This window comes from Nitrobacter sp., from assembly GCF_047149785.1.
Taxonomy (GTDB): Bacteria; Pseudomonadota; Alphaproteobacteria; order Rhizobiales; family Xanthobacteraceae; genus Nitrobacter.
This window is the reverse complement of record NZ_BAAGBE010000001.1, coordinates 1,774,677-1,789,702: the sequence shown is the minus strand read 5'-3', so window position 1 is coordinate 1,789,702 and position 15,026 is coordinate 1,774,677. Positions and strand designations below refer to the sequence as shown.

The 15,026-nt window shown below is 62.1% G+C and carries 14 protein-coding genes; 7 read left to right on the top strand and 7 right to left on the bottom strand.

The window, feature by feature from the left end; genetic code table 11:
• Positions 1 to 151: 151 nt before the first annotated feature.
• Positions 152 to 1,240, top strand: a complete 1,089-nt coding sequence (locus tag ACMDCM_RS08250; RefSeq protein ID WP_412773107.1) for a TRAP transporter substrate-binding protein — start codon at positions 152 to 154, stop codon at positions 1,238 to 1,240.
• Between the two features lie 27 nt (positions 1,241 to 1,267).
• Here ACMDCM_RS08250 and ACMDCM_RS08245 read toward each other — a convergent pair whose 3' ends face one another.
• The 5 genes from ACMDCM_RS08245 to ACMDCM_RS08225 all read right to left on the bottom strand — a co-directional run bounded on the left by ACMDCM_RS08245 (position 1,268) and on the right by ACMDCM_RS08225 (position 6,129).
• Positions 1,268 to 2,878 (bottom strand): TRAP transporter large permease, encoded by a 1,611-nt coding sequence (locus ACMDCM_RS08245; RefSeq protein ID WP_412773106.1) that lies wholly within the window; start codon positions 2,876 to 2,878, stop codon positions 1,268 to 1,270.
• Entirely contained in the window at positions 2,875 to 3,414 is a 540-nt protein-coding gene (locus tag ACMDCM_RS08240; RefSeq protein ID WP_412773105.1) for a TRAP transporter small permease subunit, read from the bottom strand. Before ACMDCM_RS08240 ends, ACMDCM_RS08245 begins: the two co-directional genes overlap by 4 nt.
• A 254-nt stretch (positions 3,415 to 3,668) precedes the next feature.
• Entirely contained in the window at positions 3,669 to 4,700 is a 1,032-nt protein-coding gene (gene moaA, locus ACMDCM_RS08235) for a GTP 3',8-cyclase MoaA (protein ID WP_412773104.1), read from the bottom strand.
• Positions 4,701 to 4,815: 115 nt separating this feature from the next.
• The gene (locus tag ACMDCM_RS08230; RefSeq protein ID WP_412773103.1) at positions 4,816 to 5,283 is read right to left on the bottom strand and encodes a hypothetical protein; all 468 of its coding nucleotides are present in this window, start codon (positions 5,281 to 5,283) and stop codon (positions 4,816 to 4,818) included.
• Between the two features lie 150 nt (positions 5,284 to 5,433).
• On the bottom strand, positions 5,434 to 6,129 hold the full coding sequence (locus ACMDCM_RS08225; RefSeq protein WP_412774700.1) for an HAD family hydrolase: 696 nt from the start codon (positions 6,127 to 6,129) through the stop codon (positions 5,434 to 5,436).
• A 305-nt stretch (positions 6,130 to 6,434) separates the two neighbouring features.
• On the opposite strand from ACMDCM_RS08225, the gene rpiA reads away from it, so the two are divergent.
• The 6 genes from rpiA (at position 6,435) to ACMDCM_RS08195 (ending at position 13,046) form a co-directional block, all read left to right on the top strand.
• A complete protein-coding gene (rpiA, locus tag ACMDCM_RS08220; protein ID WP_412774699.1) occupies positions 6,435 to 7,133 on the top strand; it encodes a ribose-5-phosphate isomerase RpiA in 699 nt (232 codons plus the stop codon).
• 21 nt (positions 7,134 to 7,154) lie between these two features.
• A complete protein-coding gene (locus tag ACMDCM_RS08215; RefSeq protein WP_412773102.1) occupies positions 7,155 to 7,664 on the top strand; it encodes a DUF2059 domain-containing protein in 510 nt (169 codons plus the stop codon).
• A gap of 31 nt (positions 7,665 to 7,695) precedes the next feature.
• A complete protein-coding gene (gene gor / locus ACMDCM_RS08210; protein WP_412773101.1) occupies positions 7,696 to 9,081 on the top strand; it encodes a glutathione-disulfide reductase in 1,386 nt (461 codons plus the stop codon).
• 261 nt (positions 9,082 to 9,342) lie between these two features.
• Complete coding sequence (locus ACMDCM_RS08205) at positions 9,343 to 10,731, top strand: class II 3-deoxy-7-phosphoheptulonate synthase (RefSeq protein WP_412773100.1); 1,389 nt, start codon at positions 9,343 to 9,345, stop codon at positions 10,729 to 10,731.
• A 1-nt stretch (position 10,732) separates the two neighbouring features.
• The gene (locus ACMDCM_RS08200) at positions 10,733 to 11,086 is read left to right on the top strand and encodes a diacylglycerol kinase (protein WP_412773099.1); all 354 of its coding nucleotides are present in this window, start codon (positions 10,733 to 10,735) and stop codon (positions 11,084 to 11,086) included.
• A gap of 208 nt (positions 11,087 to 11,294) precedes the next feature.
• Positions 11,295 to 13,046 carry an NAD+ synthase gene (locus ACMDCM_RS08195; RefSeq protein WP_412773098.1) on the top strand — a complete coding sequence of 584 codons (1,752 nt, stop codon included), beginning with the start codon at positions 11,295 to 11,297 and terminating at the stop codon, positions 13,044 to 13,046.
• Positions 13,047 to 13,306: 260 nt separating this feature from the next.
• Here the strand turns inward: ACMDCM_RS08195 and ACMDCM_RS08190 are convergent, their stop codons facing one another.
• Both ACMDCM_RS08190 and ACMDCM_RS08185 read right to left on the bottom strand, forming a co-directional pair.
• A complete protein-coding gene (locus ACMDCM_RS08190) occupies positions 13,307 to 14,419 on the bottom strand; it encodes a DUF2865 domain-containing protein (protein ID WP_412773097.1) in 1,113 nt (370 codons plus the stop codon).
• 271 nt (positions 14,420 to 14,690) lie between these two features.
• A complete protein-coding gene (locus ACMDCM_RS08185) occupies positions 14,691 to 15,008 on the bottom strand; it encodes a hypothetical protein (RefSeq protein ID WP_412773096.1) in 318 nt (105 codons plus the stop codon).
• Between the last annotated feature and the right edge of the window lie 18 nt (positions 15,009 to 15,026).

Sequence of the window (15,026 nt, the reverse complement as noted above, 5' to 3'; positions counted from 1 at the left end):
TGTTAAAGACCGTGCGAACGATCCGATTCCGAGACCGCGTGCCGTTTCGGCTGACCTCTCCGCGAAGATTGGAATCGAGGACCACCAGCCAAGACGAGCTGCCGACGACTGCTCGCCGGGAGTCAAGGGAAGCGTCCTGTAAGGAGTGTGAATGAAACGTCGTGATTTCTTGAAAGTTTCGGCAACCGGCGCGGCGGCCGCAGCCGTAGCGTCGCCGGCAATCGCGCAATCGGCGCCGGAGATCAAATGGCGCATGACGTCGAGCTTTCCGAAATCGCTCGACACGATCTATGGCGGTGGCGATTATTTTGCGAAGCAAGTCGCGGAAATGACCGACAACAAATTTCAAATCCAGCTCTTTGCTGCTGGAGAGATCGTTCCCGGATTGCAGGCGCTCGATGCGACGGCAAATAACACGGTCGAGATGAGCCACACGGTGTCTTACTATTATGTCGGGAAGGATCCGACGTTCGCGATCTTCGCGTCCGTCCCATTCGGCCTCAATGCGCGCCAGCAGAATTCCTGGTTGTATCAGGGCGGCGGCAATGAACTCGCCAATGAGTTCTTCAAGAAGTTCGGCGTCATCAGTTTTCCCTGCGGCAATACCGGCACGCAGATGGGAGGCTGGTTCCGCAAGGAGATCAAGACGGTCGCCGACCTGGCGGGCTTGAAGATGAGAATCGGCGGTATTGCCGGACAGGTGCTGCAGAAGGTTGGCGTCGTTCCGCAACAGCTTGCCGGCGGCGATGTCTATCCGTCCCTTGAAAAGGGCACGATCGATGCGGCCGAGTGGGTCGGTCCATACGATGATGAAAGGCTGGGTTTCCAGAAAGTCGCGAAGTATTACTACTATCCCGGCTTCTGGGAGGGCGGCCCGACGGTTCACGCGTTCTGCAATCTTGAGAAGTGGAATACGTTGCCGAAGACCTATCAGGCGGTACTCACGAACGCGGCGGCGAACGCCAACACCTGGATGACGGCCCGTTACGACATGCAGAACCCGACGGCCCTCAAGCGGCTCGTCGCGGGGGGAACGCAGCTACGGCCCTTCAGCAACGAAATCCTTGATGCCTGCCTGAAAGCCACGAATGAGTTGTGGAGCGAGATTTCCGCGAAGAATCCCGACTTCAAGAAGACGATCGAGACCATGCAGGCTTATCGCTCTGACGAGTATCTGTGGTGGCAGGTGGCCGAATATACCTACGACACTTTCATGATCCGATCGCGTACGCGCGGCTGATACGCTCTCAGGTCTTCAAAGGCCTGGTTATTGCCGCGTTTTCGGCGGGGGACCGAAATCGAGCGGAGCGACGTCGATATCGGGGACCTCGATCTTGATCTTGTTGAGATCGACGGTTGCCGGTTTGCCGAGCAGGCCGGTCACCGTTGCGGGGAACGCGATCACGAGCACGACCATGATGATCTGCAATCCGATCCATGGCATGGCGCCCCAGTAGATGTCGGAGCTTTTCACTTCGCGCGGCGCGACGCCGCGCAGGTAGAACAACGCGAAACCGAACGGAGGGTGGAGGAACGAGGTCTGCATGTTGACGCAGATCATGACGCCGAACCAGATCAGGGCGGCGTCCGCGCCGACGATCGGAGCGAGAAGCTTCTGCGCCACCGGCGCGATCATCGGCAGGATGATGAAGGCGATCTCGAAGAAATCGAGGAAAAACGCCAGGAAGAAGATGAAGACGTTGATGAAGGCGAGAAAGCCCCATGCGCCGCCCGGCAGCGACGTCAGCAGATGTTCGAGCCACTCACCGCCGGATACGCCGAGAAACACCACGGAGAAGCAGGTCGAGCCGATCAGGATGAACGTCACCATGGTGGTGAGGCGCATCGTCGATTGATAGCCCTGTTTGATGAGGTCGCGCAGGTCGGGAATGCGGGCGGCTTCCAGGCAAATCCACACAACCGCGAGATAGGTGACGGCGAAGGCGATCCTGAAGATCGGTCCTTCTGCTATGAAGATTCCGACAAGCGTGCCGATGCCGCCGGCGATCGCGCCGATGATCAGGACTTTTCGGCCGGTGGTGCTGAAATCCCTGTGATGAATGGCCGCCAGAACGATGGCGCCGACAGCGCCCATGGCGCCGGCTTCCGTCGGCGTCGCGAGCCCCATCATCATGGTGCCGAGCACGACGAAGATCAGGACGGCGGAGGGAATGATGCCCATCAGGCATTTCCGCCATAGCGGCCAGCCGGTGAGCGTGCGGAATTCCTTCGGCACCGCGGGGACGTGATCGGGTTTGAAGAGGCCGAGCAGGAAGGTGTAGCCGGCGAACAGCGCGATCTGGAACAGCGAAGGTCCCCATGCGCCGAGGTACATGTCGCCGACGGACTTGCCGAGCTGGTCGGCGAGAACGATCAGCACCAGCGACGGCGGAACGAGCTGGGTAATGGTGCCGGATGCCGCAAGCACGCCGGTGATGTAGCGCGTGTTGTAACCGTAGCGCATCATCACGGGCATCGAGATCAGCGCCATCGCAATCACCTGCGCCGCGACCGTGCCGGTGATGGCGCCGAGAATGAATCCGACGAGAATGACCGAATAGCCCAGGCCGCCGCGGATCGGCCCGAACAACTGGCCCATCGAGTCGAGCATGTCCTCGGCAAGCCCGCAGCGTTCGAGCACCGATCCCATGAACGTAAAGAATGGGATCGCAAGCAGCAGTTCGTTGGACAGCACGCTGCCGAACACGCGTCCTGGAATCGCCTGAAGAAAATTCAGGTCGAAGAAGCCGAGATGAATGGCGAGGAAGCCGAACGAGAGACCGACCGCGGCCAGCGTGAAGGCTACCGGAAAACCGATCAGCATCGCCAGAACCAGGCCGCCGAACATCATCGGCGGCATCATCTGGAGCGTGATCATTGGGTCGGTCTCTCGTACGCCGTATCGATCGTGACGACGCCGAGCAACGCCGCTATGCGCTTGATCACTTCCGATACGCCTTGAAGCGCGAGCATGGCGAACCCGAACGGCACGACAAATTTGATCGGCCAGCGGAGCAGGCCGCCCGCATTCCCCGACGTTTCGCCGACCGCGTAGGACTGCATGAAGAACGGCCACGACAGGTAGCTCAGCAGCAGGCAGGCGGGAATCAGAAAGAAGAGGGTGCCGATGAGATCGAGCCAGAGTCTGCCGCGCTCGGACAGGAACAGATAGAAGATCTCGACGCGGACATGCTCATTGCGCTTGAAGGTGTAGGACGCGCCGAGCATCACGAGGATGGCGAACATGTACCACTGCAGTTCGAGCCAGCTATTCGAGCTGTAGTCGAAGGCATATCGGATCATCGCATTACCTGCGCTCAGCAGGACGGCGAGCAGGACGAGGATATTGCAGAGGTGTCCGACTTTTTCGTTGAGCTGGTCGATGGCCCTGCTCAGGGCCAGTAACGGACGCATCACATCCTCCTCGCGGCCTGCCGGCCGCGATTTTGGAAGCCGGATTGCAGGACGGCACCGCTCACGCAAGCCGCTGTCGGACGGAGCAGGCGGCGCGCCACGGGAGTTTCGGCGCCTCCATTGAATGCAGCCGACTGCCGGTCCGCGCTACCATTGAAGCCGGCGCACCATTCCAGTGTCGGACTGCCGCCGTCAACCGGAGGTTTGTTGATATCGTGGGAGTTTTGAGCGGCGCCGTCCGCGCGTTGACCCGCCTACCCGCCGGTTACGCTCATGTGCCGGCTTACGCTCGGACGGTTGTGGCGGTCGATGATGAAGTCATGACCTTTCGGCTTGAGGCCGATGGCGCGATCGATCGTTTCGTACAGCAGTTCGTCGCCCGCGGATGCGCGAAGCGGCCGACGCAAGTCGGACGCGTCTTCATGGCCGAGGCAGGTGTGCAGGGTGCCCGTGCAGGTGATGCGGACGCGGTTGCAGGACTCGCAGAAATTGTGAGTCATCGGCGTGATGAAGCCAAGTTTCCCGCCGGTTTCGCTGACCCGGACGTAGCGGGCAGGACCGCCGGTGCTGTCGTCCAGATCGGTGAGGGTGTACTGGCTGGCGAGCCGCGCGCGCACCATCGACAACGGCAGGTACTGGTCGGTGCGCGACTGGCCGATATCGCCCATCGGCATGACCTCGATGAGGGTCAGCGCCATGCCTCGGCCGTGCGCCCACTCCATCAGAGCGGGAATTTCATCCTCATTGAGATTTTTGAGTGCGACCGCATTGATCTTGACGGCGAGGCCCGCGGCCTGCGCCGCATCGATGCCGGCCATGACCTTCTGCATGTCGCCCCAACGCGTGATCTCGCGAAACTTGGCCGGGTCGAGCGTATCCAGCGACACGTTGATCCGGCGCACCCCGCAATCCTTCAGCTCGGAGGCGAAACGCGCCAGTTGCGATCCGTTGGTCGTGAGCGTCAGTTCGTTAAGCGACCCGGTTTCGAGGTGCCGGGACAGAGAACGGAACAGCGACATCACGTTGCGGCGAACGAGCGGCTCGCCACCGGTCAGGCGCAACTTGCGGACGCCCTTGGCGATGAACGCCGAGCACAGACGATCAAGCTCTTCCAGCGTGAGCAGATCGACCTTCGGCAAGAACGTCATGTCTTCGGACATGCAATAGAAGCAGCGAAGGTCGCAGCGATCGGTGACCGATACGCGCAAATAGCTGATGGTGCGGCCAAACGGGTCGACCATTTTCCGGGAGCCCGAAGTCTCGGTGAGGGCAGAAAAGCCGGTCATTCAATTTGCCTTGTTGCGCAACGAGGAAGCGTACCTACGCTGCAATGTAGGCATATTGGCGCGACCAGACAATGCGCAATGCGTCGGGGAGGCATTTGCTGCGGTGCGTAAGAAATTAACGATCCGGCGGCGCCGGTGTTGAAGCCGGGTCCGGGAAAGGCGAGGCCGCCGCGGGCGAGGAGGCCGCCGCGGCCGCCTTTGGCGCGCGCCGTTTGCGCCGCTTTTTTCGGACGGGTTTCGCGGGCGTGACCGCCTGCAATTCACCGACCACCGGGTTGGGATCGGCTGTCGTGGTCGCGGGCGATGTCAAATCACCGGGGTGATGCGTCACCTGCACCGGCACCGTCAAAGGTTGGTAATTAGCCAGCGTATAGGAGACGCTGAAGCTTTCGGCGGTCGGAACCTCCACCGAGCAGGGGGTTTTGCAGGACTGGCCGAGCGACGTCCGGGCATCCGCCCCCGACGGAACCGAATCCAACTGCACCGTCACCTTCGGTGGCGCCGGCTTGAACGTGTCGAGCGAAAGTGAAGAACAGCCGGCAAGGCCGATAACTGCTGCGGCAGCTACGATAAACCGGAGCATGTTCGATCAATCCGCCATTTTGGTTGCGGCAAGCCGCCGCAGCCTCCCCGCGGACCATAGAAGTGAGGCCGGACAGCCGCAATAGCGGCGATCGCAATTATTAACAGACTGTTAATATCCGTGACGGCACGTCGAATTCTGACAGCTTAATCAATCCGTTAGGTTCAGCGTCGCGGTTTGGAGAGCGACGACGGCCTCCGGCAACTCTCGCATGTGACCGATGAGGCGGTCGGGTTTGAGTTCCGCGACCGGGACTTCGGTGTAGCCGAATGTAACCCCTATGACCGGTATCCGGGCCCGCCGCGCCACCCCGATGTCAGGGCCTGCATCGCCGACCATAATGGTGGCCTGCATGCTTCCGCCCGCGCGCGCGACCGTTTGCTGCAGAATCGCGGGGTCGGGTTTGGAGACGCCGAAGGTGTCGCCTCCGCAGATAGCGGAAAACCGCGAACTCAATCCCAACTGGTCGAGCAACAGCCTGGCAAGCGCTTCCAGCTTGTTGGTGCAGACCGCAAAACGATATCCTCGCGCGGCCAGGTCGTCGAGCGCCTCCAAGAGCCCCTCGAAAGGACGCGATTCGTCGGCGATATGGGCTGTATAGTAATCGACAAAATCGCCCATCATCCGCGTGACGTCATCGGCTGTCGCGGGGTGATCTTCGTGTTCGAGGCCGCGTTCGATCATGCGTCGAACCCCTGCGCCGATCATCGAACGGGCCGTCGGCAAGGACACCGTGCGCAGGCCCTCGCGATCCAGAACGAAGTTGAGTGCGGCGGCGAGATCGGGCGCGGTATCGACCAGCGTCCCGTCGAGGTCGAAGACGACCATGGGGAAGGGGTTAGACATCATGATGGCGGATCGGTACCCGCCTCCCGGGGGACATGCAAGGGCGAAGTAGGGACCCGGTCGGATGTGGACGCGGAAACGCCCGATTGCCCTGTTCCTCGCGGATAGCTAGTGTCCCGCCGAGTTTGCGTGTCTGCAACACGGACTGACGCGAACTCCGGGAATCAAAGGGGCATCGGCAACCGTAACAGGGTGCGGGTCTTGAGGTTCGCTTGACCGACCCGCCTCGGTTGCAAAGCGAGCTTCCAGATTATTCGGGAAGCGCCTCGCCGGCCAAGGCGAGACTGCACGTGATCGAGGTCGTCATGACGTTGGATGAATTGAAAAGACAGGCTGCGGCGCGTGCCCTTGAATACGTCGAGGACGGCATGAGGCTGGGTCTGGGAACGGGATCCACCGCCAGGCACTTCGTCGAGCTTTTGGGCGAGCGCGTCCGGGACGGACTGAAGGTCGTCGGCGTGCCGACATCGGAAGCGACGCGAGCCGACGCGGAGCGGTGCGGTATTCCTCTGACTACCCTGGACGATCTCGACCGGCTCGATCTGACGGTCGATGGCGCCGACGAAATCGACACCGATCTGAACCTGATCAAAGGCGGCGGCGGGGCGCTTTTGCGCGAGAAGATCGTCGCTGCGGCGTCGGAGCGGATGATCGTGATCGCTGACGAGACAAAATGGGTCGCGGGACTTGGCCGTTTTCCTCTGCCGATCGAAGTCATTCCCTTCGGGCTGGCGGCGACGCGACGTGCCGTTGCCGAGGCGTTTGCGAAAGCCGGCGCTTCCGGTCAAATGGTCGTCAGAAAGGGGCCGGACGGCCATGCTTTCGTCACCGATGGCGGCCACTGGATTTTCGATGCCCATCTCGGGCAAATACCCGATGCGTCCCACCTGGCCGGGCTGTTGAATCCGATACCCGGCGTCGTCGAGCATGGTCTGTTCATTGGTCTCGCGCGTGTGGTGATGCTGGCGGGTGCACAGGGAGTTCGCATTGTTGAGCGGCAGTAGCGCCGCAACCAGGAGAGTCGAATGAAGGGTCTGTTTAGGTTTCTGCCGGCGGCTTGCCTTGCCGTGGCGCTGATGTTCTCAGGCATTGCGCTGGCTCAGCAGCCGGTGTCGCCGACGCCCGCAGCCATTGCTTCGGCCAAGGAGCTTCTGACGCTGAAACACGCGAATGCGATGTATGCGAATGCCGTTCCGGGCATCGTGGAGCGGACCAAGACCACGCTGCTGCAATCCAACCTGAACTATCAAAAGGATCTCAACGAGGTCGCTTTGATCGTTGCCAAGTCGCTGGCGGGTCGCGAAAAGGAAATTGGCGACGGCATGGCGAAGATTTACGCCAGCCACTTTACTGAGCAGGAGTTGAAGGATCTGGTCACGTTTTACAAGTCTCCGCTGGGGCAGAAACTGCTCGCGGAGGAGCCCAAGGCGATCGAGGCGAGCATGGCATTCATGAACCAGTGGGCGCAGCAGTTCGCGGCGGTCGTCAACGGCGAATTCCGTGCGGAAATGCGCAAGCGCGGCAAGGAAATCTGATAAGGAAATCTGACTTCGGTCGGGCTTCGGAATGGCTGATTTCGACGTCGATCTGTTCGTCATAGGCGGTGGATCGGGCGGCGTGCGCGCCGCCCGCATCGCAGCCGGCTATGGCGCGCGCGTCATGATCGCCGAGGAATACCGGATGGGCGGCACCTGCGTCATCCGCGGCTGCGTGCCGAAGAAGCTCCTGGTCTACGGATCTCACATCCGCCACGACATCGAGGATGCCGCAGGCTTCGGCTGGTCGATCCCCTCCGCCACCTTCGACTGGCCGACGCTGATCGCCAACAAGGACCGGGAGATCGCCCGGCTTGAGGCGGCCTACACGTCCGCCGTCGAGAAAGCGGGCGTTCGCGTCGTCAAGGCGAGGGCGGTGTTCGACGACCCGCACACGCTGCGGCTTGCCACGGGCGAGACAATCCGCTCCAAGCATGTGCTGATCGCAACGGGCGGCGCGCCCAACCACGGGCGGTCCATTCCCGGCATCGAGCATGTGATCTCCTCCAACGAGGTGTTTCATCTTGCGGAGTTGCCGAAGCGGATTGCGATCCAGGGCGGCGGATACATCGCGCTCGAATTCGCCTGCATCTTCGCCGGATTCGGCAGCGATGTGACGCTGATCTATCGCGGCGACAACATCCTGCGCGGGTTCGACGACGATGTCCGCGCGCATGTCCGCGCCGAAATGGAAAAGGACGGCATCACCGTCCTGACGGGATGCACGGTCGACAGGGTCGATCGGCACGGCGACGAGTTCACCTCTCATCTGTCGAACGGGTCGAGCGTTGCCTCCGATCAGGTGCTGTTTGCGATCGGCCGGCATCCCAATGTCGCAAACCTCGGGCTTGAAAAGGCGGGCGTTGCCATCAACCCGAAGAACGGCGGCGTTGCCGTCGATGGTTTTTCGCAAACCAACGTGCCGCACGTCTATGCGGTCGGCGACGTCACGCATCGCTTCAACCTGACGCCGGTTGCGATCCGCGAGGGTCACGCATTTGCCGATACGGTGTTTGGCGACAAACCCACGCGCGTGGATCATGCTGACATTCCGACCGCGGTCTTCTCGCAACCCGAGGTCGGCACGGTGGGGCTGACAGAGGCGCAGGCGCGCGCGCAGTTCACCAGCGTCGATATCTACAAGACGACGTTCCGACCGATGAAGGCGACCCTATCCGGCCGCGACACCCGCATTCTGATGAAGCTCGTGGTGGACGCGACGACGGATCGCGTGCTGGGCTGTCATATCGTTGGAGATGGTGCCGCCGAGATGGTGCAGGTTCTCGGCATTGCGATCAGGATGAAGGCGACCAAGGCGGATTTCGACGCGACGATGGCGTTGCATCCCACTGCGGCGGAAGAACTCGTGACCATGCGGACGCCGACCGCCCGTCACGTGCGCAAAGCGGCGGAGTGAGGATTTTCGGCGGCCGGTTTCAAGTCGTTGCGGTAACGCCGAGGCCATGCCGGTGATCGAACATCCGCGGGTAAACGAACCCCGATTCGGCCGATGCCGTCGCACAGGCGAGCTGGACAACAGGTTTATGAATTACCGTTTATTTTCAATGCCTTGCGCGGAGAAACTTAATGCCAACTGGCGCGGCGCGGCCAGGCTGTGTATATACGGCCCATCGCCGCTTCCCCGTTAAGTGGCGGTTTTTCCTCAGGAGTTGACCTCATGTCCGAGCGGTGGACACCCGATAGCTGGCGGGCCAGGCCCGTGCAGCAAATGCCGGATTATCCGGATGCGAAATCATTGGGCGAAGTCGAGGCACAGCTTGCCACGTTTCCGCCGCTGGTTTTTGCGGGTGAGGCGCGCAATCTGAAGAAGGCCCTGGCCCGAGTCGCAAACGGCGAGGCGTTCCTGCTGCAGGGCGGCGACTGCGCCGAGAGCTTCGCCGAGCACGGCGCCAACAACATCCGCGACTTCTTCCGCGTGCTGCTGCAGATGGCGGTGGTCCTGACCTATGCCGGCGCGTTGCCGGTGGTGAAGGTCGGCCGCATTGCCGGCCAGTTCGCCAAGCCGCGCTCGTCGCCGATGGAGAACATCGACGGCGTCGAACTGCCGAGCTATCGCGGCGACATCGTCAACGACATCGCCTTCACCGCGCAGTCGCGCGTGCCCGATCCGCATCGTCAGATCATGGCCTATCGGCAATCGGCGGCGACGCTGAACCTGCTGCGCGCGTTCGCGACCGGAGGGTTCGCCAATCTCGGCAGCGTGCACGAGTGGATGCTGGGTTTCATCAAGGATTCCCAGCAGTCGCGGCGCTACAAGGAACTGGCCGACCGGATTTCCGACGCGCTCAATTTCATGCGCGCCTGCGGGCTCAATCTCGAGAGTCACCCGGAACTGCGCGCGACCGATATCTACACCAGCCACGAGGCGTTGCTGCTTGGCTACGAGCAGGCTCTGACGCGGATCGATTCCACGACCGGCGACTGGTACGCCACTTCAGGCCATTTCATCTGGGTCGGCGACCGCACCCGCCAGCTCGATCATGGCCACGTCGAATATTTCCGCGGCATCAGGAATCCGATCGGGCTGAAGTGCGGCCCCTCGCTCAAGCCGGACGAACTGTTGAAGCTGATCGACGTGCTCAATCCGGACAACGAGCCGGGGCGGCTGACGCTGATCGGCCGCTTCGGCTCGGACAAGGTCGGCGATTACCTGCCGCAACTGATCCGCGCGGTGCAGCGCGAGGGCCGCGTTGTCGTGTGGTCGTGCGATCCGATGCACGGCAACACCATCACCTCGACCAGCGGCTACAAGACCCGTCCGTTCGATCGCATCCTGTCGGAGGTCAAGTCGTTCTTCAGCATTCACGCCGCGGAAGGCACGCATGCCGGCGGCGTTCATCTGGAAATGACCGGACAGAACGTCACCGAGTGCATCGGCGGCGCGCGTGCGATCACGGACGAGGACCTCAACGACCGCTATCACACCGTCTGCGATCCGCGCCTGAATGCCGAGCAGTCGATCGACATGGCGTTCCTGATCGCCGAATTGCTCAGGCAGGATCGCGAGGGCAAGGTCAAGCCGATCCCCGCGGTCGCGGGTTTCTGAGGTGTCGCGCTTATGGCGCGCCACCATCAATAGCTGGAACGGATTGAATTTTGCCATCCGCTCCGAGCAGGCCATCCGGCAGGAATTGTTCGCGCTCCTGCTGGCGCTGCCGCTGGCGTGGCTTGTCGGAGCGACGGCGGCGCGGCGCGTCGAACTCGTGGCGGTGGTCCTGCTGCTTCTGGCGATTGAGCTTCTGAATACCGCGATCGAAAAACTGGCGGATCGATTGACGACCGATCACGATCCGCAGATCGGGCACGTCAAGGACGTCGGCTCGGCCGCGGTCGGCGTGGCGCTGCTCATCATCGGGCTGACCTGGGGCAGCGCGATCGTTGAGCGCATGGGCTTCATTTAGAGCATGATCCCGAAAAGTGGAAACCGGTTTTCGGAAAAGATCATGCTCAAACAAAAAGATAAGCGACGGGTCCGGTTCAACGCAGTTGAAACAGACTCTAGATTTTGACCGGACGTGTTTTCTTGACCCGAGCCGCTGTCCACGTCGCTCGAAACCGCTATAAGCGTGACCATTGCAGAAAACTGAGGCCCGCGGGCAACGTGCATCCATGACCGTAACCAGCTTCAAGATCACGCTCGGCCAGTTGAATCCGACCGTCGGAGATATCCCCGGCAACGCGGCCAAGGCTCGCGCCGCGCGCGCGCAGGCCAGGGCCGAGGGCGCCGCGCTGGTGGCGCTTCCGGAACTGTTCATCGCGGGCTATCCGCCCGAGGATCTGGTGTTGAAGCCTTCGTTCCAGGCGGCGTGCCGCGAGGCGGTCGAGGATCTCGCGCGCGAGACCTCCGACGGCGGACCGGCCATGCTGATCGGCACGCCATGGGTGGACGACGGCAAGCTTTATAATGCGTATGCGCTGCTGGATGAGGGACGGGTTGCGGCGATCCGCTTCAAGGTCAACCTTCCGAATTACGGCGTGTTCGACGAGAAACGGGTGTTCGCGCGGGGACCGGTCGGGGGACCCTTGAAAATTCGAGGCGTGCGGATCGGCGTTCCGATCTGCGAGGACACCTGGGTCGAGGAATCCGCCGAATACGAGAACGTGGTCGAGTGCCTGGCGGAAACCGGCGCGGAAATTCTCGTCGTGCCCAACGGCTCGCCCTATGCGAAGGGCAAAAGCGACATCAGGCTGTCGATCTCGGTTGCGCGCGTGACCGAGAGCGATCTGCCGCTGGTCTATCTCAATCAGGTCGGCGGTCAGGACGAACTGGTGTTCGACGGCGCGTCCTTCGCGCTGAACGCCGATCGCTCGCTGGCCGCGCAGCTTCCCGCTTTCGAGGAAAGCGTCGTCACACTGCAATGGACCAGGTCCGCGGCGGGTTGGCAGTGCGCGGGACCGGTGGCGTCCCAGCTTGAGGGAGACAAGGCCGACTATGCCGCGTGCGTGCTGGGCTTGCGCGACTATGTCCGGAAGAACGGCTTCCCCGGCGTGCTGCTCGGCGTGTCCGGCGGCATCGACTCGGCCTTGTGCGCGGCGATTGCCGTCGATGCGCTCGGGGCGGAGCGCGTCCGCGGCGTCATGCTGCCGTTCCGCTTTACCGAACAGGTCTCGCTCGACGATGCCGCGAAGCTCGCAAAGGCGCTCGGCATTCGCTACGAGGTGCTGCCGATCGCGCCCGCCGTGAACGGTTTTGAGGAGATTCTCTCAGGCACGTTCGCGGGGCTTCCGCGCGATATCACCGAGGAAAATTTGCAGTCGCGCGCGCGCGGCACGCTTCTGATGGCGATCTCCAACAAAACCGGCGCGATGGTGGTGACCACCGGCAACAAGTCGGAAATGTCGGTGGGCTACGCGACGCTGTACGGCGACATGAACGGCGGCTTCAATCCGATCAAGGATATCTACAAGACCGAGGTGTTTCGCCTCGCCGGCCTGCGCAACGCATGGAAGCCGGACGGCGCGCTCGGGCCTTCGGGCGAGGTGATCCCGCCCGGCATCATCGCGCGGCCGCCGACGGCGGAGCTGCGCGAAAACCAGCTCGATCAGGATTCGCTGCCGCCCTATGAGCTGCTCGACGCCATCCTCGAGCGGCTGGTCGAGCGGGACGAGCCGCTGGCCTCGATCGTCGCGGAAGGGTTCGACCGTGACGTGGTCGCGCGGATCGATCACTTGCTGAACGTTGCCGAATACAAGCGCCGGCAGGCGGCGCCAGGCGTCAAGGTCACGCGCAGGAACTTCGGCCGCGACCGCCGTTATCCCATCACCAACCGGTTTCGCGATTGCGGCAAGCCGTTGCCGAAGCCGGATGATGAACTTGTTTCCCGCGCGAGCCGAAGCTCCGCGGAAGCCTTCGAGGGATGACGGCGGAAAATAAATCAGGATGAATTCGCGTTCTCGTCACGCGAATCGGTGTCCGCTTCGCTCGAAAACGCTACAACGAGCTGTTCAAAAAACTCTTCCAGTCATTTCGGACGCCGCGTCAGCGGCGATCCGGAATCCGGATTTTCGACGATGGCCCAAGAATGCTGGATTCGGGGTTCGCGCCGTCGGTGCGCCCCGGAATGACATCCGTCGAGACTCCAACATCCCGTTACAGCAAATCCGTTCCGCGTGAAAATGCTCTATTGCGCGGGTATGAACGGCGGTCCGACCGAACGGATCGGCTTGTTCGACGTCGTGGAGCCCGTCGGCGCCGCGCCGGCGGAGGTGGTCTTGGGCGCAGGTGCGGTCGTCGCAGCCGCGTCCTTCTTTTGCGAGCCTTTGCCGGCGACGGGCTGTGACATCTTTTTCGCGCCGTCTTCGGTGACGATGATGTCACCCTGCTGCGCTGCCGCGGCCTTGTCGTCCAGTCCCTTGAGCGCCTCCGACCAGGTCTCGCCCGCGGGCTTGCAGGAGCACGATGGGTTGAACACCTGACGATATCGGAAAGCGTTCGGCGACGATGAGTAAGGCTGTCCGTTGATCGAGACCGCCTGGCTCATGTCCTCGCCGGGATTGCGATAGACATAGAGCGTGGCGTCCGCCGCCGGACAAAGGTTCTTGCAGGTGCGCTCGTCGTCGGGAAAACGACTGGGCACGGTGGCGAACGAGATCGGAAAATAGAATCCGTCGCACGAACGAACGCAGACGGTCCGATAGGTCCCGGACGGCGAGCCCGAACTGGCCGGCGGAAGCTCCGCGTTATCGATGTGTTCGGGCGAATTGCCGAACAGGTTTCCGAAAAAGTTGCCCAGGTTTCGCGCGGCCGCTGTGTATTGCGGGCCGCAATTGTTTTGCGCCAGCGCTATCAACACCGAACGGCGTTGATTGTCGCCGTCGGGGTTGCCCGCGCCCGTACGCAGCCGTTCCAGATTCGTGGTGATCTGCTCGAGATTGGTCCGCATCCGCTGGATCTGGTGGTTCACCGGCCCGCACTGCTCGGACTGGCCGTTGAACAGCGAGAAGAATCCCGAACTGTCGCAACCCATGCGCCTGGCTTGCGCGGTCACGCGATCCAGCTCCGACTGTTGCCGACGCGCGGCATCCTCGTAACGCTGGATCTGGTCGGCCATCGCGGGATTGCCGCCACCGCGCTCGATGCTCGCGAGCTGTGCCTCGAGCCGCGGGCAAATCGGATTGACGCCCGGCGGCGGAGCGCCCTGCGCCAGGGCGTCGGCGGCAGGGGCCACGGTGCCGAGGGCGACGACGCAGGCCAGAATCCGCATCGTGCGGCGGACAAACAAACAATCAGGCATGATCCGCCATCAGAGCGATCCCGGGGCGATGCTGCAAACTACTCTACGAGGAGATGTTGTCTTCCGAACGCAGACGCGCCCATTGCGGTGATTTTCAATTACAACAATCCGGGCGAGCCTGATTGCGTCTCAAGACGCCGATGCAGGGCCGGATGCATTACCCGATGACCTTCGCCAGCGTCACCGTTTCATATCTGCTTCTCACGGCAGCGTCACGTCGTTTCCGGGGCGCCGGTGTGGCGGACTCAGCGCGACAGGTCTTCCCGGTAGGTCAGCGTTGACAGGTAATCGCGACGTATTCGTTGCAGCTGCTGTGCCGGCACGAGCCTGCGGGCTTCAAAATCGAATCCGTCATCTCGTCGGGCTTGATGCGCCTGTAAGCGGTGGCCTGCACAAAATCGCGTGACCGGCAGTAGGAGTGCGCGGCGTGGGCGCCGCATCTCTCCCCCAAGGCAAGACACTGGTCGATGCCGTAACCGTCGGCGTGATTGGCGACGATAAAAACATGGCTGTCCGCCCAAGCCGCGCCTCCCGCGAAGAGAGATATGCCCAGAAATATGGTTGCCGGAAACAGGGGGAGAATGCGCATCGCTTACCGGAAATGGAG